At 68.3% G+C, this 15,731-nt stretch carries 9 protein-coding genes; 5 read left to right on the forward strand and 4 right to left on the reverse strand.

What is annotated here, in order from left to right:
* Window positions 1-168: 168 nt before the first annotated feature.
* Together AS181_RS17525 and AS181_RS17530 are read right to left on the reverse strand one after the other, a co-directional pair.
* A complete protein-coding gene (locus AS181_RS17525) occupies window positions 169-1,002 on the reverse strand; it encodes an aldo/keto reductase (protein ID WP_058252820.1) in 834 nt (277 codons plus the stop codon).
* A 116-nt stretch (window positions 1,003-1,118) separates the two neighbouring features.
* Window positions 1,119-4,550, reverse strand: coding sequence for a serine/threonine-protein kinase (locus tag AS181_RS17530; RefSeq protein ID WP_058252821.1), 3,432 nt, complete (start codon window positions 4,548-4,550; stop codon window positions 1,119-1,121).
* Between the two features lie 217 nt (window positions 4,551-4,767).
* On the opposite strand from AS181_RS17530, the gene AS181_RS17535 reads away from it, so the two are divergent.
* The 4 genes from AS181_RS17535 (at window position 4,768) to AS181_RS17550 (ending at window position 10,458) form a co-directional block, all read left to right on the forward strand.
* Window positions 4,768-4,971, forward strand: a complete 204-nt coding sequence (locus AS181_RS17535; protein ID WP_058252822.1) for a cold-shock protein — start codon at window positions 4,768-4,770, stop codon at window positions 4,969-4,971.
* 200 nt (window positions 4,972-5,171) lie between these two features.
* A complete protein-coding gene (locus AS181_RS17540; RefSeq protein WP_058252823.1) occupies window positions 5,172-7,517 on the forward strand; it encodes a glycerol-3-phosphate 1-O-acyltransferase in 2,346 nt (781 codons plus the stop codon).
* Window positions 7,514-9,007: an HAD-IB family hydrolase gene (locus AS181_RS17545; RefSeq protein WP_058252824.1), complete on the forward strand. Its 1,494-nt coding sequence runs from the start codon at window positions 7,514-7,516 to the stop codon at window positions 9,005-9,007. Before AS181_RS17540 ends, AS181_RS17545 begins: the two co-directional genes overlap by 4 nt.
* Entirely contained in the window at window positions 9,004-10,458 is a 1,455-nt protein-coding gene (locus AS181_RS17550) for a wax ester/triacylglycerol synthase domain-containing protein (protein ID WP_058252825.1), read from the forward strand. Before AS181_RS17545 ends, AS181_RS17550 begins: the two co-directional genes overlap by 4 nt.
* Before the next feature lie 7 nt (window positions 10,459-10,465).
* Here AS181_RS17550 and AS181_RS17555 read toward each other — a convergent pair whose 3' ends face one another.
* Window positions 10,466-11,215, reverse strand: coding sequence for a FadR/GntR family transcriptional regulator (locus AS181_RS17555; protein ID WP_058252826.1), 750 nt, complete (start codon window positions 11,213-11,215; stop codon window positions 10,466-10,468).
* Window positions 11,216-11,451: 236 nt separating this feature from the next.
* Between AS181_RS17555 and AS181_RS17560 the strand changes: the two genes are divergently transcribed.
* Complete coding sequence (locus tag AS181_RS17560; protein WP_058252827.1) at window positions 11,452-12,225, forward strand: enoyl-CoA hydratase-related protein; 774 nt, start codon at window positions 11,452-11,454, stop codon at window positions 12,223-12,225.
* A gap of 42 nt (window positions 12,226-12,267) precedes the next feature.
* On the opposite strand, the gene AS181_RS17565 is transcribed toward AS181_RS17560, so the two are convergent.
* Window positions 12,268-15,657: a pyruvate carboxylase gene (locus tag AS181_RS17565; RefSeq protein WP_058252828.1), complete on the reverse strand. Its 3,390-nt coding sequence runs from the start codon at window positions 15,655-15,657 to the stop codon at window positions 12,268-12,270.
* Window positions 15,658-15,731 lie beyond the last annotated feature (74 nt).

The raw sequence follows: 15,731 nt of genomic DNA on the forward strand, positions 1-15,731 counted from the left end.
GCCGCGCATCTCACCAGGACCCTTCGTGACGCTCGCAAGCTCGCTCCTCAGGGAGCAAGAGGGGTCGCAAGCTCGCTCCTCAGGGAGCAAGAGGGGTCGCAAGCTCGCTCCTCAGGGAGCAAGAGGGGTCGCTGCCTGCACCCTCACGCACAGTCAACGGGGCGGGGGTCACTCCGGCACGTAGTTGAAGGTGTCCGGATCGGGCCCGATGCGCTCGTCGTTGTTGAGGCGGTCGATCTGGGCGACCTCGTCGTCGGACAGTTCGAAGTCGAACAGTGCGAAGTTCTCCTCGACGCGCGAGCGGGTCACCGACTTCGGGAAGACGATGTCGCCGCGCTGGATGTGCCACCGCAGGGTGACCTGCGCGGGCGAGCGGTCCTTGGACTTGGCGATCTCGGTGATGACCGGGTCGTCGGCCACCTTGCCCTGGGCGATCGGGGACCATGCCTCGGTGGCGATGCCGTGCTCGGAGTTGAACGCCCGCAACGGGTTCTGCGACAGATACGGGTGCACCTCGATCTGGTTCACCGCGGGTACGACGTCGGTCTCGTCGAAGAGACGCTGTAGATGCGCCTGCTGGAAGTTCGACACGCCGATCGCGCGCGCCTTTCCGTCGGCGTAGGCCTTCTCGAGCGCCTTCCAGGTCTGGACGTAGTCGCCCACCTCCGGCAGTGGCCAGTGGATCAGGAAGAGGTCGATCTGCTCGACGCCGAGGTCGGCGAGGGTTCCGTCGAGCGCCTTCAGGGCGTCGTCGTAGTCGTGGAAGCCGTTGTTCAGCTTGCTGGTGATGAAGATGTCGTCGCGCGGAATGCCCGAATCGCGGACCGCTTCGCCGACGCCCTTCTCGTTGCCGTACATCTCCGCGGTGTCGATGTGGCGGTATCCGACCTCGAATGCGGTCAGAGTTGCTTCACGCGTGTCCTCCGGCGGAACCTGGAAGACTCCGAAACCCAACTGCGGGATGGTGATTCCGTTGTTCAGTGTGATGTTAGGGACTGCCATGAGCACTTGTCCTCTCTCTAGGGGTCGTCTACACCTGCCCCGCACCCGCGCGGCGGGCGGTGTGGGGCCACGTTGTGGTTCAAGGCCGCCGGCCCGCCCTGGTATTCCCGGCCTGGTCACGAACGGGTGCCACCGTCGCCGAGCAACCGGTCGAGGAAATCCGGCGACAACGCTGCCGGAGCGGGACGGTCACCGGCACGAACACTGCGGGCGACGTCGTCGACGAGCCGGGTGAACTCGTCGCCGCCATCCAGCGGAAACCGAACCATGCCCGACGCTGCGCACTGCGCCAGGACAGCCAGGGTGTGTGCGCGTGCCTCCTGCGTCCGACCGGCCGCAGCGAGACACACCGCCAGTAGTCGTCGCGCCCGCAGAAACGCCCGGTGGCGGCCACTGCCGGCCAACCGGTCCACCCACTCCTGCGCCCACCGACAGGCGACGTCAGGGGCTTCGGCGGACTCGCCGGCGTCAAGCATCAACCGGATCGCGGTCTCGGCATGGAGCTGCGCGACGATCGCCGCGATGCCGCGTGTCGGCACCTCGGCGCCGGCATCGACGCGCGCAGACACCCTACGACGAGCCGGCAGGTGCCTCATCACCTGCTCGTTCTCGGCGACGGCACGCAGCCGTGGGGTGTCGAGCCGCTCGGCGATGTCCACGGCTTCGTCCAGGTAGGACGCCGCGACCGCCCGGTCACCGTGGCACAACGCCACGCGCGCCCCGACGAGGTGGCGAGCCTCGATCATGTCGACGACGCCTTCGGCGGCCCCGATGAAGAAGCTCTCGTCGAGCAGTCGTTCGGCCTCGGACACATCACCGCGCTCGTACCGGACCGCCGCGAGAAGAGCGCTGGCGAGCTGCGCACCCTGCGACTGGGTCGACGAACCCTGTTCGCGCGACAACCGGAGTCCCGTACGGAAACATGCTTCGGCACGGTCGAGGTCGAGCTGCTCGACGTAGGCGAGCCCGTCGAGGCCGTAACCGTACATGACCGCGTACGGACCGGTGTTGCGTCGGTGTGCCGGGATCGCGCGTTGTTGCCAGCGGTGAGCCTCGTCGAAGTCGAATCGCAAGGTGGCGCTGAGGGTCCCGACATTGTGGATGGCCGACACGAGGAACGGCGACAACCCGTCGAGGTCGTCGGCCAGGCGCGCCACCAGTTCGTCGAGCCCGTCGAGCCGGTCGGAGATGGCGCGCACGCACGCCTCGGCGATGTCGGCCTCACGCCGAATCCCCAGGGCAGCATCGGACCTCGCCACTCGCTCGAGTGCGACCCGCGCCCGTTCGAGGGAGGCTTCGGCGAGCGCGGCGCGGTGCAGGAGAAGGTTCGCCCACGCGAGCTGCATCTGCAGGATCGGGTTGGCCGCCACCGTCACGGGCGGCAACTTCTCCATCAACGTGATCAGGGTGGTCATTCGCGAGTGTTCGATGAGTGACCGGCCGTCGGTTTCGACGAGTTCGATGGCGCGGTCCGCGTCACCGGCGGCGAGCGCATGGTCGACCGCCTCGGTCAGCATCCCGTGCCCCGCGAACCACTCCGACGCCCTGCGGTGCAGTTGCGGAATGAGTTGCGGCTCATCCCGTTCCAGCCTGCGTCGCAGGAACTCGGCGAACAGGGAGTGGAACCGGAACCATTCGCCGGCCTGGTCGACCCGGGTGAGGAACAGGTCACGGAGCTCGACCTCCTCGAGCATGGCCTGTCCGCGCGCCTCGCCGCTCAGCGTGGTCGCGAGATCGGCGCAGATCCGTTCCGGCAGCGAGACGGTGAGCAGGAAATGCAGGACCTCCGGTTCCAGCACGCCCAGGACGTTCTCGGCGAGGAAGTCACCGATGGCATGGTGGCGACCGGAGATGTCGCCGATCAGCTCGCCGGGATGCCCGGATCGGCGCAGCGACACGCATGCCAGTTGCAGCGCCGCGACCCAACCGTCGGTCGATGACCACAGTTCGGCGACCTCGTCGCCCCGCAGGTCCAGACCGGCGACATCAAGGAGGAACCGCCCGGCTTCCGCCTCGTCGAAACACAGTGCTTCCATGTCGATCTCGATGATCTCGTCGTGGACGTGCAAACGACTGACCGGGAGGCCTCGCCGGGTTCGGCTGGTCACGATCACCTGCAGGTGATGGCAACCGTGTTCGAGCAGATAGTCCATCACCCCGATGACCGTCGGGTCCGTCACCCGGTGCCAGTCGTCGACGATGAGCGCGATGCGCCGGCCGTGCGCGTGGACCTCGTTGATCAACGATGTCAGCACGTACTCCTCGGCGCGATCGCCGTGCTCCTCGACCGCCGCGGCGCAGTCGCCGACGGCGTCCGGGGCCGCCCGGCGCAGTGCCTCGACGAGGTCGGCGAGAAACCGTGCGACGTCGTTGTAGGTGTCGTCGACCGTCAGCCACGCCACCGGTACGCCGTCGACGGCGAGCTCCTCGGCCCACTGGGCCGCGACCGTGGTCTTCCCGTAGCCGGTGGGTGCGTGGATGAGCGTGAGACGGCGCAGCTTCCCGTCGCGCAGTGTCTTCAGGAGTCGGGTCCTGGTGACCTGCGCCCGAGGCCGGATGGGTGGGCGGAACTTCGTCGACGGCATGGGCAGCGTCATCGTCGTCCGCCGCCGCCGCGGCGTCGTCGAGGTGGCAGGCTCCGAGGACCCGTCCGGCAGTGCCATCCCGTCGAGTGGCACCCCGAGCCGCCGCTGCGCGTTCCGCAGTTCCTCGCCCAGCCCTGCCGCCGACCCGGAGCGGTCCGCGGGTTCGCGCGCCATCGCATGTTCGATGCAGCCGGACACCTCCGCGGGGAATCCGGCCGACGTGAGATCGGGAACTCCTTCGCTCGCGACGCGGAGGAAGTGCGCGACCACTTGCTCCCCGCTGCGCCTCTCGAACGCCGCGTGGCCGGTCAGCGCACAGAACAGGGTCGCGCCCAGCCCATAGACGTCGGAGGTCACCGATGGCGTCGCACCGGCGAGGAGCTCGGGCGCGGTGAAGGCGGGCGAACCGGTGACCAGATCGGCGTCGGTCTCGAAGCCGCCGGAGATCCGGGCGATGCCGAAGTCGGTCAACTGGGGTTCGCCGTATTCGGTGAGCAGGATGTTCCCCGGCTTGATGTCGCGGTGCAGGGTGCCCGCCCGGTGGGCCGTCTCGAGCGCACCGGCCACCTTGATGCCGAGCCGGAGCACATCGCGCCAGTCGAGCGGACCGTCCCTGCGGATGCGCAGGTCCAACGACGCGTGGGGGTGGTATTGCATCACGATGAACGGAAAGCCCTCGGGCGTGGACCCGACCTCGAGGATGTTGACGATGTTCGGGTGCCCGGAGAGTCGCCCCATCGCACGCTGCTCACGCACGAACCGCTCGAGGTTCTGGGCGTCGAGGTGGTCGGTCAGCACCTTGACCGCGACATCGCGGTCCAATGCGGGTTGGCGACAGCGATATACGGCACCGTAGCCACCACGACCGATCTCGACCGGATCGGCGAAACCTGCTTCCACCAGTTCACCGGCGACGTCGCGGACGGCATCGCGTTGTGTGGTCAGCGGATCGTTCTCGGCCATGACGTGCCTCGATCGCAGGTCGATCGCGTGGTGCCCTGTCCAGCCTACTCACGCAGACCCCGAACACCCGGGTTTCGTTCTCGAACGGGGTACCCGCGCAGCGGACCGCCCACACCGATTGCGCCCTGCGTTTCCCAACGGTCCTCATCTGTGACAGAGTTGACGGGCGGCCATCGGTCTTGGTGGTTGCGCACACTGAAGAAAGAAGTACAGCAGTATGGCACAGGGAACCGTCAAGTGGTTCAACGGCGAAAAGGGCTTCGGCTTCATCGCTCCCGACGACCAGGGCGCAGATGTCTTCGTCCACTACTCCTCGATTCAAGGTAGCGGCTTCCGCAACCTCGAAGAGAACCAGCGCGTCGAATTCGACGTCGAGCAGGGTGCCAAGGGCCCCCAGGCTACCAACGTCAGCGCGCTCTGAGCTCCTGACTTTCGCGAAACGCCCCGGACGGCCAGTCGGTCGGATGGGGCGTTTCGTCGTCTCCGGACCGAACATCATCTGGCCGGACCGGTTACACACGAAAGTCTTCGCGGCGCGTCGGTCGTCCTGACGAAAACCACCCCCCTCGGTGTAGTCCACGTCACAATGAGGCGGGGCAGGACCCCAGAGACGTGAGGGTGATGCAGGTGACCGATCCGGTGGTGGTGCTGACCAAAGCCCGTACGTCGTGCGAGATGCGGGCGGTACGCGAGTGGACGGCGGCGAACTATCCGGACGCGACGATCTCCCGATCGGCGGAGATCGACTTCGACGGCATGGCGCCGGAGACGTTGCTCGTGCCTGTCCGGGCGGTCTGGCTCCCGGCGGTCCGGCAAGGTGAGCGGCGGGTCACGCTGGGCGACGTCCTGGTGCTGTCCAATCCCCGGCGGCCGCTCGGAGCGGTCCAGCCGCTGATCCGGAAGAGACGTCCAGACAGTCTCCGCGTCGTTGCCGGTGCACCCGCCACGATCGAGGAACTACGCACCCGGTATGCCCATCACCAGGCGCAGGGTGAGCCGTTCGCCCAGTTCGTCCTGTTCCAGGCGTCGGTGTCGGCCGAGCGAGCCGAACGCCAGATCGTCGGTGATCGCTACAAGGTCCCCCGTCTGGTCGCCGAGCAGATCAGCAGTTCGTCGCGATTCCAGACGTCCGCGGCCAAACTCGCAGCCGAACTGGGTCGGCCCACCGATGCGGTGGTCGCCGAGGCCACCGACAAACTCTCGACCTTCGTCGCCACCCAGAGCCGGCTCATGGACGACGTGTTCTCGGCGACCTTCAACCGACTGCACGAGCGGGCCTGGAACGTCACCGTCGACGTCGAGAACCTCAACACCCTGCGCACCCTCAACAAGTCCACCGGCCTGATCTTCCTGCCCTCCCACCGGTCCTATGTCGATCCGCTGGTCCTGGCGAAAGTGCTGCGCAACAACGACTTCCCACCCAACCTCGTGCTCGGCGGGAACAATCTCTCGTTCTGGCCGGTGGGCCCGGTGGCCCGCCGCGCCGGCATGATCTTCATCCGACGCAAGTTCGGCGCGGACCCGGTCTACAAGTTCGCGATGCGCTCCTACCTCGCCTACATCGTCGAGAAGCGCTTCAACCTGGAGTGGTACATCGAGGGCGGTCGCAGCCGGACCGGCAAGCTCCGGAAGCCCAAACTGGGACTGCTCACCTACGTCGTCGACGCGGTGGGGCAGCTCGACGAGGCCGACGTGACGATCGTGCCGACCTCGATCGTGTACGACCAGCTCCAGGAGATCGGCGCGATGGCGGCCGAGGACGCCGGTGGCACGAAGAAGCCCGAGGGCGTCGGGTGGTTGTTGCGCTACGCGAAGGCGCAGCGCGCCTACCTGGGCGAGGCCCGGGTGCGATTCGGGACCCCCATCTCGCTGCGGACCGCTCTCGCCGACGCCGGCGAGGGCCGCGCGCGGCTGGAGAAGGTCGCGTTCCGGGTGATGGACGAGATCAATTCCGCCACCCCGATCTCGGCGACCTCGCTGGCCGGTTTCGCCCTCCTCGGCGCGCACGACAGGGCGTACACGCTCGCGGAGATCGAGGCCATCCTGGCTCCCCTGCTCGACTACATCCGCCGGCGCGAGCTACCCGGCCCGGACCCAGCCCTGTGCCGCGGGGTCGGGCTGACCCAGACTCTCCGGGTCCTCGCCGGCAACGGCGTGGTGAGCTGCTTCGACGGCGGTTCCGAACCGGTGTGGTCCATCGTGCCGGACAATCACGCGGTCGCGGCCTACTACCGCAACGGGGCGCTCCATCACTTCGTCGACCGCGCGATCGTCGAGGTCGCCATGCTCGCCGTGGCCGACGGTGACGTCCGGGCCGACGACATCCCGCCGGACGAACACCCCGTCGGATACGACGAGACGGCCGACGGTCCGCTCGCCGACGAGGGGCTGCTCGCGGCGTCGCAACGGGAGGCCCTGCGAATCCGCGATCTGCTCAAGTTCGAGTTCTTCTTCCCGGCCAAGACCGAGTTCCTGCACCGACTCGGTCTCGAACTCGATCTGCTGGCCCCGGGCTGGCGTGCCGTGACGCCGACGCAGGAGTGGACCTACGAGGTACTGCACGGCCACACCGGCGGACTCCTCGCCCGACGCACCCTGCAGCCGTTCTTCGACGCCCAACTGGTCTTCGCGACCAAACTCGTGGAACTCGGCACCGCATCGCGCGACAAGGAGGACCTGATCGTCGAATGCCTCGGTCTGGGACGCCAGCTGTCCCTGCAAGGTGTTGTGCGCAGCAAGGATTCGGTTTCCAAGGACCTCTACGACGGCTGTTATCAGCTCGCCGACAACCGCCACCTGATCCACGGCGAGGAGGTCGCGGACCTCGCGACCGCCCGCCGGGACTGGCTCGACGAGGTCGAATCGATGCGCGAGCGGCTGGCCCGGATCGCGTCGATCGAGGATCTCCAGCGTGCCGTGGGCGGAGCCGACACCATGGACACGGTCTGGTCGGAGGGGACACGATGAGTGCCTTCACCGACCGGATGCGGGCCATCCGGTCGGCACCCACCGGTAAGAAGGTCGCCGCGCTGTTCGACTACGACGGCACCCTGATCGAGGGCTTCTCCGCCGCCGCCATCATGCGAGCACGCTTGCGCAGCATGGAATTCGGTTTCGGCGAACTCGCCGACTTCCTGCTCATCGGATTGCGCGGCGTCGTGTCCGAACAGGACTACGCGGAAGTGCTCGACGCCACGCGTCCCACGTTCGCCGGCAAGACCTACGCCGAGCTGATCGAGTTCGGCGAACACCTCTTCAAATACGAGACGGCGGCCAAGCTGCGGCCGCAGATGTGGCAGATCCTGCGCGCGCATCGGGAGATGGGACACACCATCGTCATCGCGTCGTCGGCGACCCGATTCCAGATCGAACCCATCGCGCGGGAGATCGAGGCCGACTTCGCACTCGCCACCGATGTCGAGGTCGTCGACGGGGTGGTCACCGGCAACATCCGGGGACGCCCGCTTTGGGGTCCGGGGAAAGCCGCTGCGGTACGCACCCTCGCCCGTGAGCACGGCATCGACCTCGACGCCTCCTTCGCCTACAGCGACGGCAACGAGGACATCCCGTACCTGGAGTCGGTGGGCAACCCGGCGGCTGTCTCCCCGCGCCGAATACTGCGGGCGGAGGCCGAATCCCGCGGCTGGCCGATCATCGACCTGAAGAACCCCACGTACAACCGGCTCGGGATGCTGGCCCGAACCGGCGCCTTCTACGGTTCGTTTCTCGCCTCCGCCGCGGTGGGCGTCACCACCGGGCTCGTTCGACGCGATCCCGCCGCACTCGTCGAGGCCCTGCCGACCGGTACCGACGTCGGGCTGTCACTCGCCGGGATCCACGTGCAGGTCCTCGACGGAGGCGAGTACCTCACGTCGGCGCGGCCGTGCGTGTTCCTGTTCAACCACCAGTCGAAACTCGACCTGCCGGTGATGATCAACCTCGTGCGGTCCGAGGCCACGGGGGTGGCCAAGAAGGAGGTGCAACGGGTTCCGGTGGTCGGGCCGATCCTTCAGCAGGCCGGGTTGGTGTTCATCGATCGCGCCGACCCGGGCCGCGCGATCGAACAGCTGGCGCCGGCCGTCACAGCTCTGCGGGACGAGGGAATGTCGCTCGTGGTCGCGCCCGAGGGCACCCGGTCGCCCACACCACGTGTCGGCAGGTTCAAGAAGGGTCCGTTCCACATCGCGATGCAGGCGGGTGTCCCCGTCGTACCGGTGGTCCTGCGTAACACCGGCGAGTTGATGTGGCGCGGTGCGCAACTCATCCGACCGGGGACCGTCGAGGTGATGGTGCTGCCGCCGGTGGACACCAGCGACTGGTCGCCCGACGAGATCGGCGACCGCGCCGAGGAGGTCCGGCAGATGTACATCAGCGCCCTGGCCGACTGGCCGCTGGACTTCTTCGCCGACGACGACGCCCGGCCACCCGTCGAGGTACCGGAAGAGAGGCAAGTGTGAGCGAGGAACCGGACCTGACCGACGGGGTGGACCGACCGCTCGACTGGGCCAACGAGCCCCACATGAGCTCGGTGGACACCATCATGTGGCGAGGCGACACCGATCGCCGGATGCGCGGGACCATCTGCATGCTCGAGGTGTACGACTGCGCCCCGGACTGGGACCGGCTCGTGGCTGCCCACGAATGGGGAAGCCGAATGGCCCCGCGATTCCGGCAGCGCGTCGTCGACTCCCCGTTCGGCATGGGAACGCCCAGCTGGGCAGTCGACCCGGACTTCGACCTGCACTACCATCTGCGCCGAATCCGTCTGGGCGGCAACGGCAGCATGCGTGAGCTGCTCATCACGTGCGAGCAGCTCGCGATGACCGCGCTCGATGCCGCACGGCCGCCGTGGGAGGGCACGCTGATCGAAGGGCTGCCGGACGGCAGGGCAGCATATTTCCTGAAAGCCCACCATGCGCTCACCGACGGCCTGGGCGCGATCATCGGACTGGCCCAGCTGCATTCGCCCACACGCGAACACAATCCGGGCAAACCCCAGCCGCCGAGCCCCGATCCGGTGAACATCACGCCCGTCGACCTGCTCCGCCGGCAGGTGGGCGAGGAGATCCGGCGGATCCCGCATCGTGTCGACACGACATTCCGCGGCGTCCGCGCGCTGGCGCATCCCCGCCAGGCATTGAGTTCCGTTCTCCGATATGGTCGCTCGGTTCCACGCGTGGCGGGCCTGGTCAGCCCCCCTGGTTCCCCGCTGCTCGCGCATCGGAGCCTGTCGTGGCGTTTCAGCGCGTTCGAGGTCCCGTTCACCGACCTCAAAGCGACCGCGACGGCGACGCGGGCGTCGATCAACGACGTCTACCTCGCCGGGCTCATCGGCGGCTTCCGCCTCTATCACGAGAAGATGGGCACCCCGATCGAGACGATGCCGGTCGCGATCCCGATCTCGGTGCGGCGTCCGGAGGATCCGGCGGGTGGCAACCGGATCGCGGTGGGACGGCTCGCCGGACCGGTCGGGATCGCCGACCCCTTCGAGCGGGTCCTCACCATCCGCGAACAGGTCCGCGTCGCCCGGCACGAACCGGCCGTCGACATCTTCAACACGCTGGGCTCGGTGATGGCCTGGTTACCCGGATCGGTGCTCATGCAGTTCAGCGGCACGACCAGCCAGAACGATCTGCAGGCCAGCAACGTGCCGGGCATCCCGTGGGACACCTACGTGGCCGGCGCCAAGGTCGAGCGGATGTTCCCGTTCGGCCCGCTGCCCGGTTGCGCGATGATGGCGACGATGATCACCCACAACGGAACGGCCTGTCTCGGAATCAATTCCGACGGCGCCGCGGTCACCGACCTCGAGTTGTTCGCCGACTGCCTCGTCGCCGGTTTCGGTGAGGTGCTGGCTCTCGCCGCCGACGACGACGTCGTGCCGGGGGTGCTACGACGGGTGGTCTAGTCGACGCTCAGATCTGCCAGCGCACGGGTCGCGAGATGATGTCGCGGAGCCGGCGGCGGTAGTACCGGGCGGACTCCTGGTTGAAGACGTCCATCGCGGCCGCGGTCGCCTCGACATCGCGAGCGCGCATGGCGTCGAGGATGTCCTGCTGGAGTTCGAAGGCCGCGAGCCGCGTCGCGATGGGATGCTCGACGGGTTCGGCGTCGCGAACGAGCAGCCACAGCGTCTCCATGACCACCCGCAGTGCGGGATTGCCCGCCGCCTCGTACACCCCGCGCTGGAACGCGGCGTTGTTCTCCTGGAAGTTGGCGTGGTCCTCGGGATGGTCGCGCATCCGGTCCAGTGCCCGCTGCATCGACTCGATCTGCTCGTCGGTGACGTTCTGCGCCGCGGCCCGCGCGACCATCGGTTCGAGCATCAACCGGACGTCGATGACATCACTGATGTTCGCGCCGTTGATCTGGAGGAACAGCTTCATGATGTTGCCGAGCGAATCGAGTTCGGGCCGTTTGGCTATGGGCCCGCCGCCGATTCCCGCCTTGATCGTCACGAGGTCTCGGCTCTCGAGGAGCCGCAGTGCCTCACGCACCGTCGTGCGTGCCACGCCGAACTCGCTGACCATCTCCTTCTCGGTCGGCAGGCGCTGACCCTCGACGATGCCACCGCCGAGGATCTGATCGGCCACCATGTTGGCCACCCGCGCGGACATCTTCTGCCCGCGCGGCTGCCGGGTGGCGGGCTCGTCGGCGACGGTCATGCGGCTCCCGTGTCTCGGCTGATCGGTCGGTGCCGACACCTTACCCGCCCGCACCTGCTCTCTAGTTCGGATCGGGGCGGCAACGGTCGCCCCCGAACGATCGGTGCGGTGGCGAGACGACCCGTCGTCGTAACTGTGTACATATTTTGCTCGCTCGATTACCGTGAGTCCCGTTCCGTTCGCTCGCGCCGGGGCCCCGACCGCCCGTCGGCGCAGTCCACGACAGATAGGCACCCATGCAGACCACCTCCCCGGCCTCCGGGAACCTCTCCGTCACCGTGCACCAGCCCGGTATCGCACTCGTCGAGCTCTCGCGGGGCAAGGTCAACGCCATCGACGGGCAGATGTACGAGGACATCGCGGCGACGTTCGACGCGCTGTCCGACGACCAGGACGTGCGCGTGATCGTGCTGACCGGTCAGGGCCGCATCTTCAGCGCGGGCAACGACATCAACGAGTTCCGGACGATGTCCACCGTCAGCGGCGACATCGCGATGCGGCGGGCCCGGCGGGCGCTGTTCAGCGTGCGCGAGTGTCACCTCCCCGTGGTGTCCGCGGTGAACGGCCCGGCCCTGGGAAGCGGGTTCGGACTCGTCGCGCTCTCCGACCTCGTGGTCGCGTCCGAACGCGCCACCTTCGGACTGCCCGAGATGAACGTCGGGGTCCTCGGCGGTGGTCGCTTCACCGCCCGCATGTTGCCCCAGCAGGCAATGCGCCGCATGTTCCTCACCGCCGAACCGGTCGACGCGTCGACCCTGGAGCGGTGGGGAGCACCGATCGAGGTCGTCGCCCACGACGATCTCCTGGAGATCGCGACCGCCCGCGCGCGCTCCATCGCGGAGAAGAGCAGGCACGCCATCGTGCTCGCCAAACAATCCCTGAACGGCTGCGAAGATCTCGACATCCGTCGCGGTTACGAGCTCGAGCAGTCCTTCACCGTGCGACTGTCCGAACACCCCGACTCCAAGACCGCGGTGGAGGCCCAGGTCGCCGACCTCGCACGCAAGTGACGACGTCGGGTCCGCGCCGGCACAGCGCGGACCCGACAAACGTCAGTCCGTCGCGATGGTCAGCAGGAGATCCCCGCCGTCGACCTCGGTCGATCCCGACACCGCGACACGCTGCACGATCCCGGTGACCGGCGCGGAGATCGAGGCCTCCATCTTCATCGCCTCGATCGTGCCGATCGGTTCACCCCGGCGGAGTTCGTCGCCCTCCTTCACCGAGAGCGTCACCACACCGGCGAAGGGTGCGGCGAGTTGCCCCGGTACCGCGGGATCGGCCTTCTCCGCGGTGCGTGTCGTCGACTCGACCGAGCGGTCGCGCACCCGAACCGGCCGCAGTTGCCCGTTGAGGATGCAGAGCACGTTGCGCATCCCGGACTCGTCCGGGTCGGAGATCGCCTCGAGCCCGATGAGCAGTTCGACGCCCTTCGCCAGCTCCACGCGATGCTCTTCGTCCTGACGCAGACCGTAGAAGAACTGGTTGGTGGACAGCCGAGACGTGTCACCGTAGGTCTCGCGGTGCTCGCGGTACTCGCGATTCGGTCCGGGGAACAGCAACCGGTTGAGCGCATCACGACGCTCCGCCGACGTACCGGCGAGCGCCGCGAGGTCGCTCTCGGTCAGGGCGGTCACCGGGCGGGGGTCGGTGCGGCCCTCGAGGGCGCGCGTGCGCAGCGGCTCCGGCCACCCGCCCGCGGGTTCGCCCAGATCGCCCCGCAGGAAGTCCACCACCGAGTCCGGGATGTCGTAGGCCGTCGGGTCGTCCGCGAACTCGACGGCGCTCGCACCGGCGCCGACGAGTGCCAGCGCGAGATCGCCGACGACCTTCGACGACGGTGTCACCTTGATCAGTCGCCCGAGCACGGTGTCGGCGCCCGCGTAGGCCGCCTCGATGTCCTCGAACCGGTCCGCCAGCCCCAATGCCAGGGCCTGCTGCCGCAGGTTGGACAGCTGGCCGCCGGGGATCTCGTGGGCATAGACCCGGCCGGTGGGTGCCGGCAAGCCCGTGTCGAACGGCGAGTACGCCGCCCGGACCGCCTCCCAATATGGCTCGAGAGCGCAGCAGGCCGCGAGGTCGATCCCGGTGTCGCGGTCGGTGTTCGCCGTCGCGGCGACGATCGCCGACAACGGTGGCTGACTCGTCGTGCCGGCCAGCGGTGCGCTCGCCCCATCCACCGCGTCCACCCCGGCCTCCCAGGCGGCGAGGTAGGTCGCCAGCTGCCCGCCGGCGGTGTCGTGGCTGTGCAGATGGACGGGCAGGTCGAACCGCGACCGCAGGGCGCGCACCAGGGTCGACGCCGCGGCCGGGCGCAACAGGCCCGCCATGTCCTTGATCGCCAGGACGTGTGCGCCCGCGTCGACGATCCGTTCGGCCAGCTTCAGGTAGTAGTCCAGGGTGTACAGGGTCTCGCCGGGATCAGAGAGGTCGCCGGTGTAGGACATGGCCACCTCCGCCACCGCGGTCCCCGTCTCCCGCACCGCGTCGATGGCCGGCCGCATCGCGTCGATGTTGTTCAACGCGTCGAAGATCCGGAACACGTCGACGCCCGTGGCCGCCGCCTCGCGGACGAATGCGTCGTTCACCTCCACCGGGTACGGCGTGTACCCGACGGTGTTCTTGCCGCGCAACAGCATCTGCAGGCAGACGTTGGGCATCGCCGTGCGCAGGGCCGCCAGGCGTTCCCAGGGATCCTCCTTGAGGAATCGCAGTGCGACGTCGTAGGTCGCCCCACCCCACGCCTCGACCGACCACAGCTGTGGGGTCATCCGCGCGACGTGCGGTGCGACGGTCACCAGGTCGCGGCTGCGGACGCGGGTGGCGAGCAGCGACTGATGCGCGTCGCGGAAGGTGGTGTCGGTCAGCGCGAGTGCCGTCGACGCACGGAGCTCGGCGGCGAAACCGTCCGGCCCCAGCTCCCGGAGTCGATCGCGGGACCCCGGCGGCGGTGGGGACGTGAGGTCGATCGCCGGCAGTTTGTCGACCGGGTACACCGCGGACGGCCGCTCGCCGTGCGGTCGGTTCACGGTGACGTCGGCGAGATACCGCAGAATCCGGGTACCGCGGTCGGCGGAGGCGTGCTGCTCGAGCAGGTCCGGTCGGGATTCGATGAACGAGGTGGTGACCCGCCACGCGCCGAAGTCGTCGTCGGCCAGAACCGCTTGCAGGAACGGGATGTTGGTGGCGACGCCCCGGACCCGGAACTCGGCGATCGCACGACGTGCGCGCGCCCGCGCGGTCTCCAGGTCCCGGCCGCGACAGGTCAGCTTCACGAGCATCGAGTCGAAGTGGGAGCCGATCTCGGACCCCAGTCCGACGCTCCCGTCCAGACGGACACCCGAGCCACCGGGCGTGCGGTAGGCGGTGATCCGCCCGGTGTCGGGCCGGAAGCCGTCGGTCACGTCCTCGGTCGTGATGCGACATTGCACTGCCGCGCCGCGGATCTCGATCGAATCCTGGGTCAGTCCCAGCTCCCGCAGCGTCGCACCGGATGCGATCTGCATCTGGGTGGCGACGAGATCGACGTCGGTGATCTCCTCGGTGATCGTGTGTTCCACCTGGATGCGCGGGTTCATCTCGATGAACACGTGCCGACCGTCGGAACCGAGCAGGAACTCGACGGTCCCGGCGCAGGTGTACCCGATGTGCCTGGCGAAAGCCACTGCATCCGAACAGATCCGATCACGGACAGCCGGGTCGAGCGCGGGTGCGGGGGCCACCTCGACGACCTTCTGGTGGCGGCGCTGGAGCGAACAGTCGCGTTCGTAGAGATGGATGACCTCGCCGGTGGCGTCCCCGAGGATCTGCACCTCGATGTGCCGGGCGTCGACCACCGCTCGCTCCAGGAAGACCGTGCCGTCACCGAAGGCCGTCGTGGCCTCGCGCGAGGCCGCCTCGATCGCCCCGCGCAGCCGCGACGGCTCATCGACGCGACGCATGCCGCGCCCGCCACCACCGGCGACCGCCTTGACGAACAAGGGGAAACCGACCGCATCAGCCGCGGCCACGAGCTCGTCGACATCACTCGACGGGGTCGACGAGGTCAGCACCGGGAGACCGGCCTCGGCGGCGGCCGCCACGGCCCGGGACTTGTCGCCGGCGAGTTCGAGCACCTCGGCGGACGGGCCGATGAAGGTGATCTGCCGGGTCGCACACGCCCGGGCCAGCTCAGCGTTCTCGGAGAGGAAGCCGTACCCGGGGTACACCGCATCGGCTCCGGACGTCGCCGCGACGCGGACCATCTCGTCGACCGAGAGGTACGCGCGGACCGGATGCCCGCGTTCGCCGATCTCGTAGGCTTCGAACGCCTTGGCCCGATGAACGGAGTTGCGGTCCTCGTGGGGGTAGACGGCCACCGTGCTCGCGCCGAGCTCGACCGCGGCACGAAAAGCCCGTACCGCGATCTCGCCTCTGTTCGCGACCAGCACCTTCTCGAACATGGGTTTCCTTTCGTCACCGGATGCGCCGGAAGTAGCCACGCGAGAAGCGGGCGGCGCGGGAAGGATGTGACCCA

The sequence above is a fragment of the Gordonia sp. SGD-V-85 genome (assembly GCF_001456905.1).
Taxonomy (GTDB): Bacteria; Actinomycetota; Actinomycetes; order Mycobacteriales; family Mycobacteriaceae; genus Gordonia; species Gordonia hongkongensis.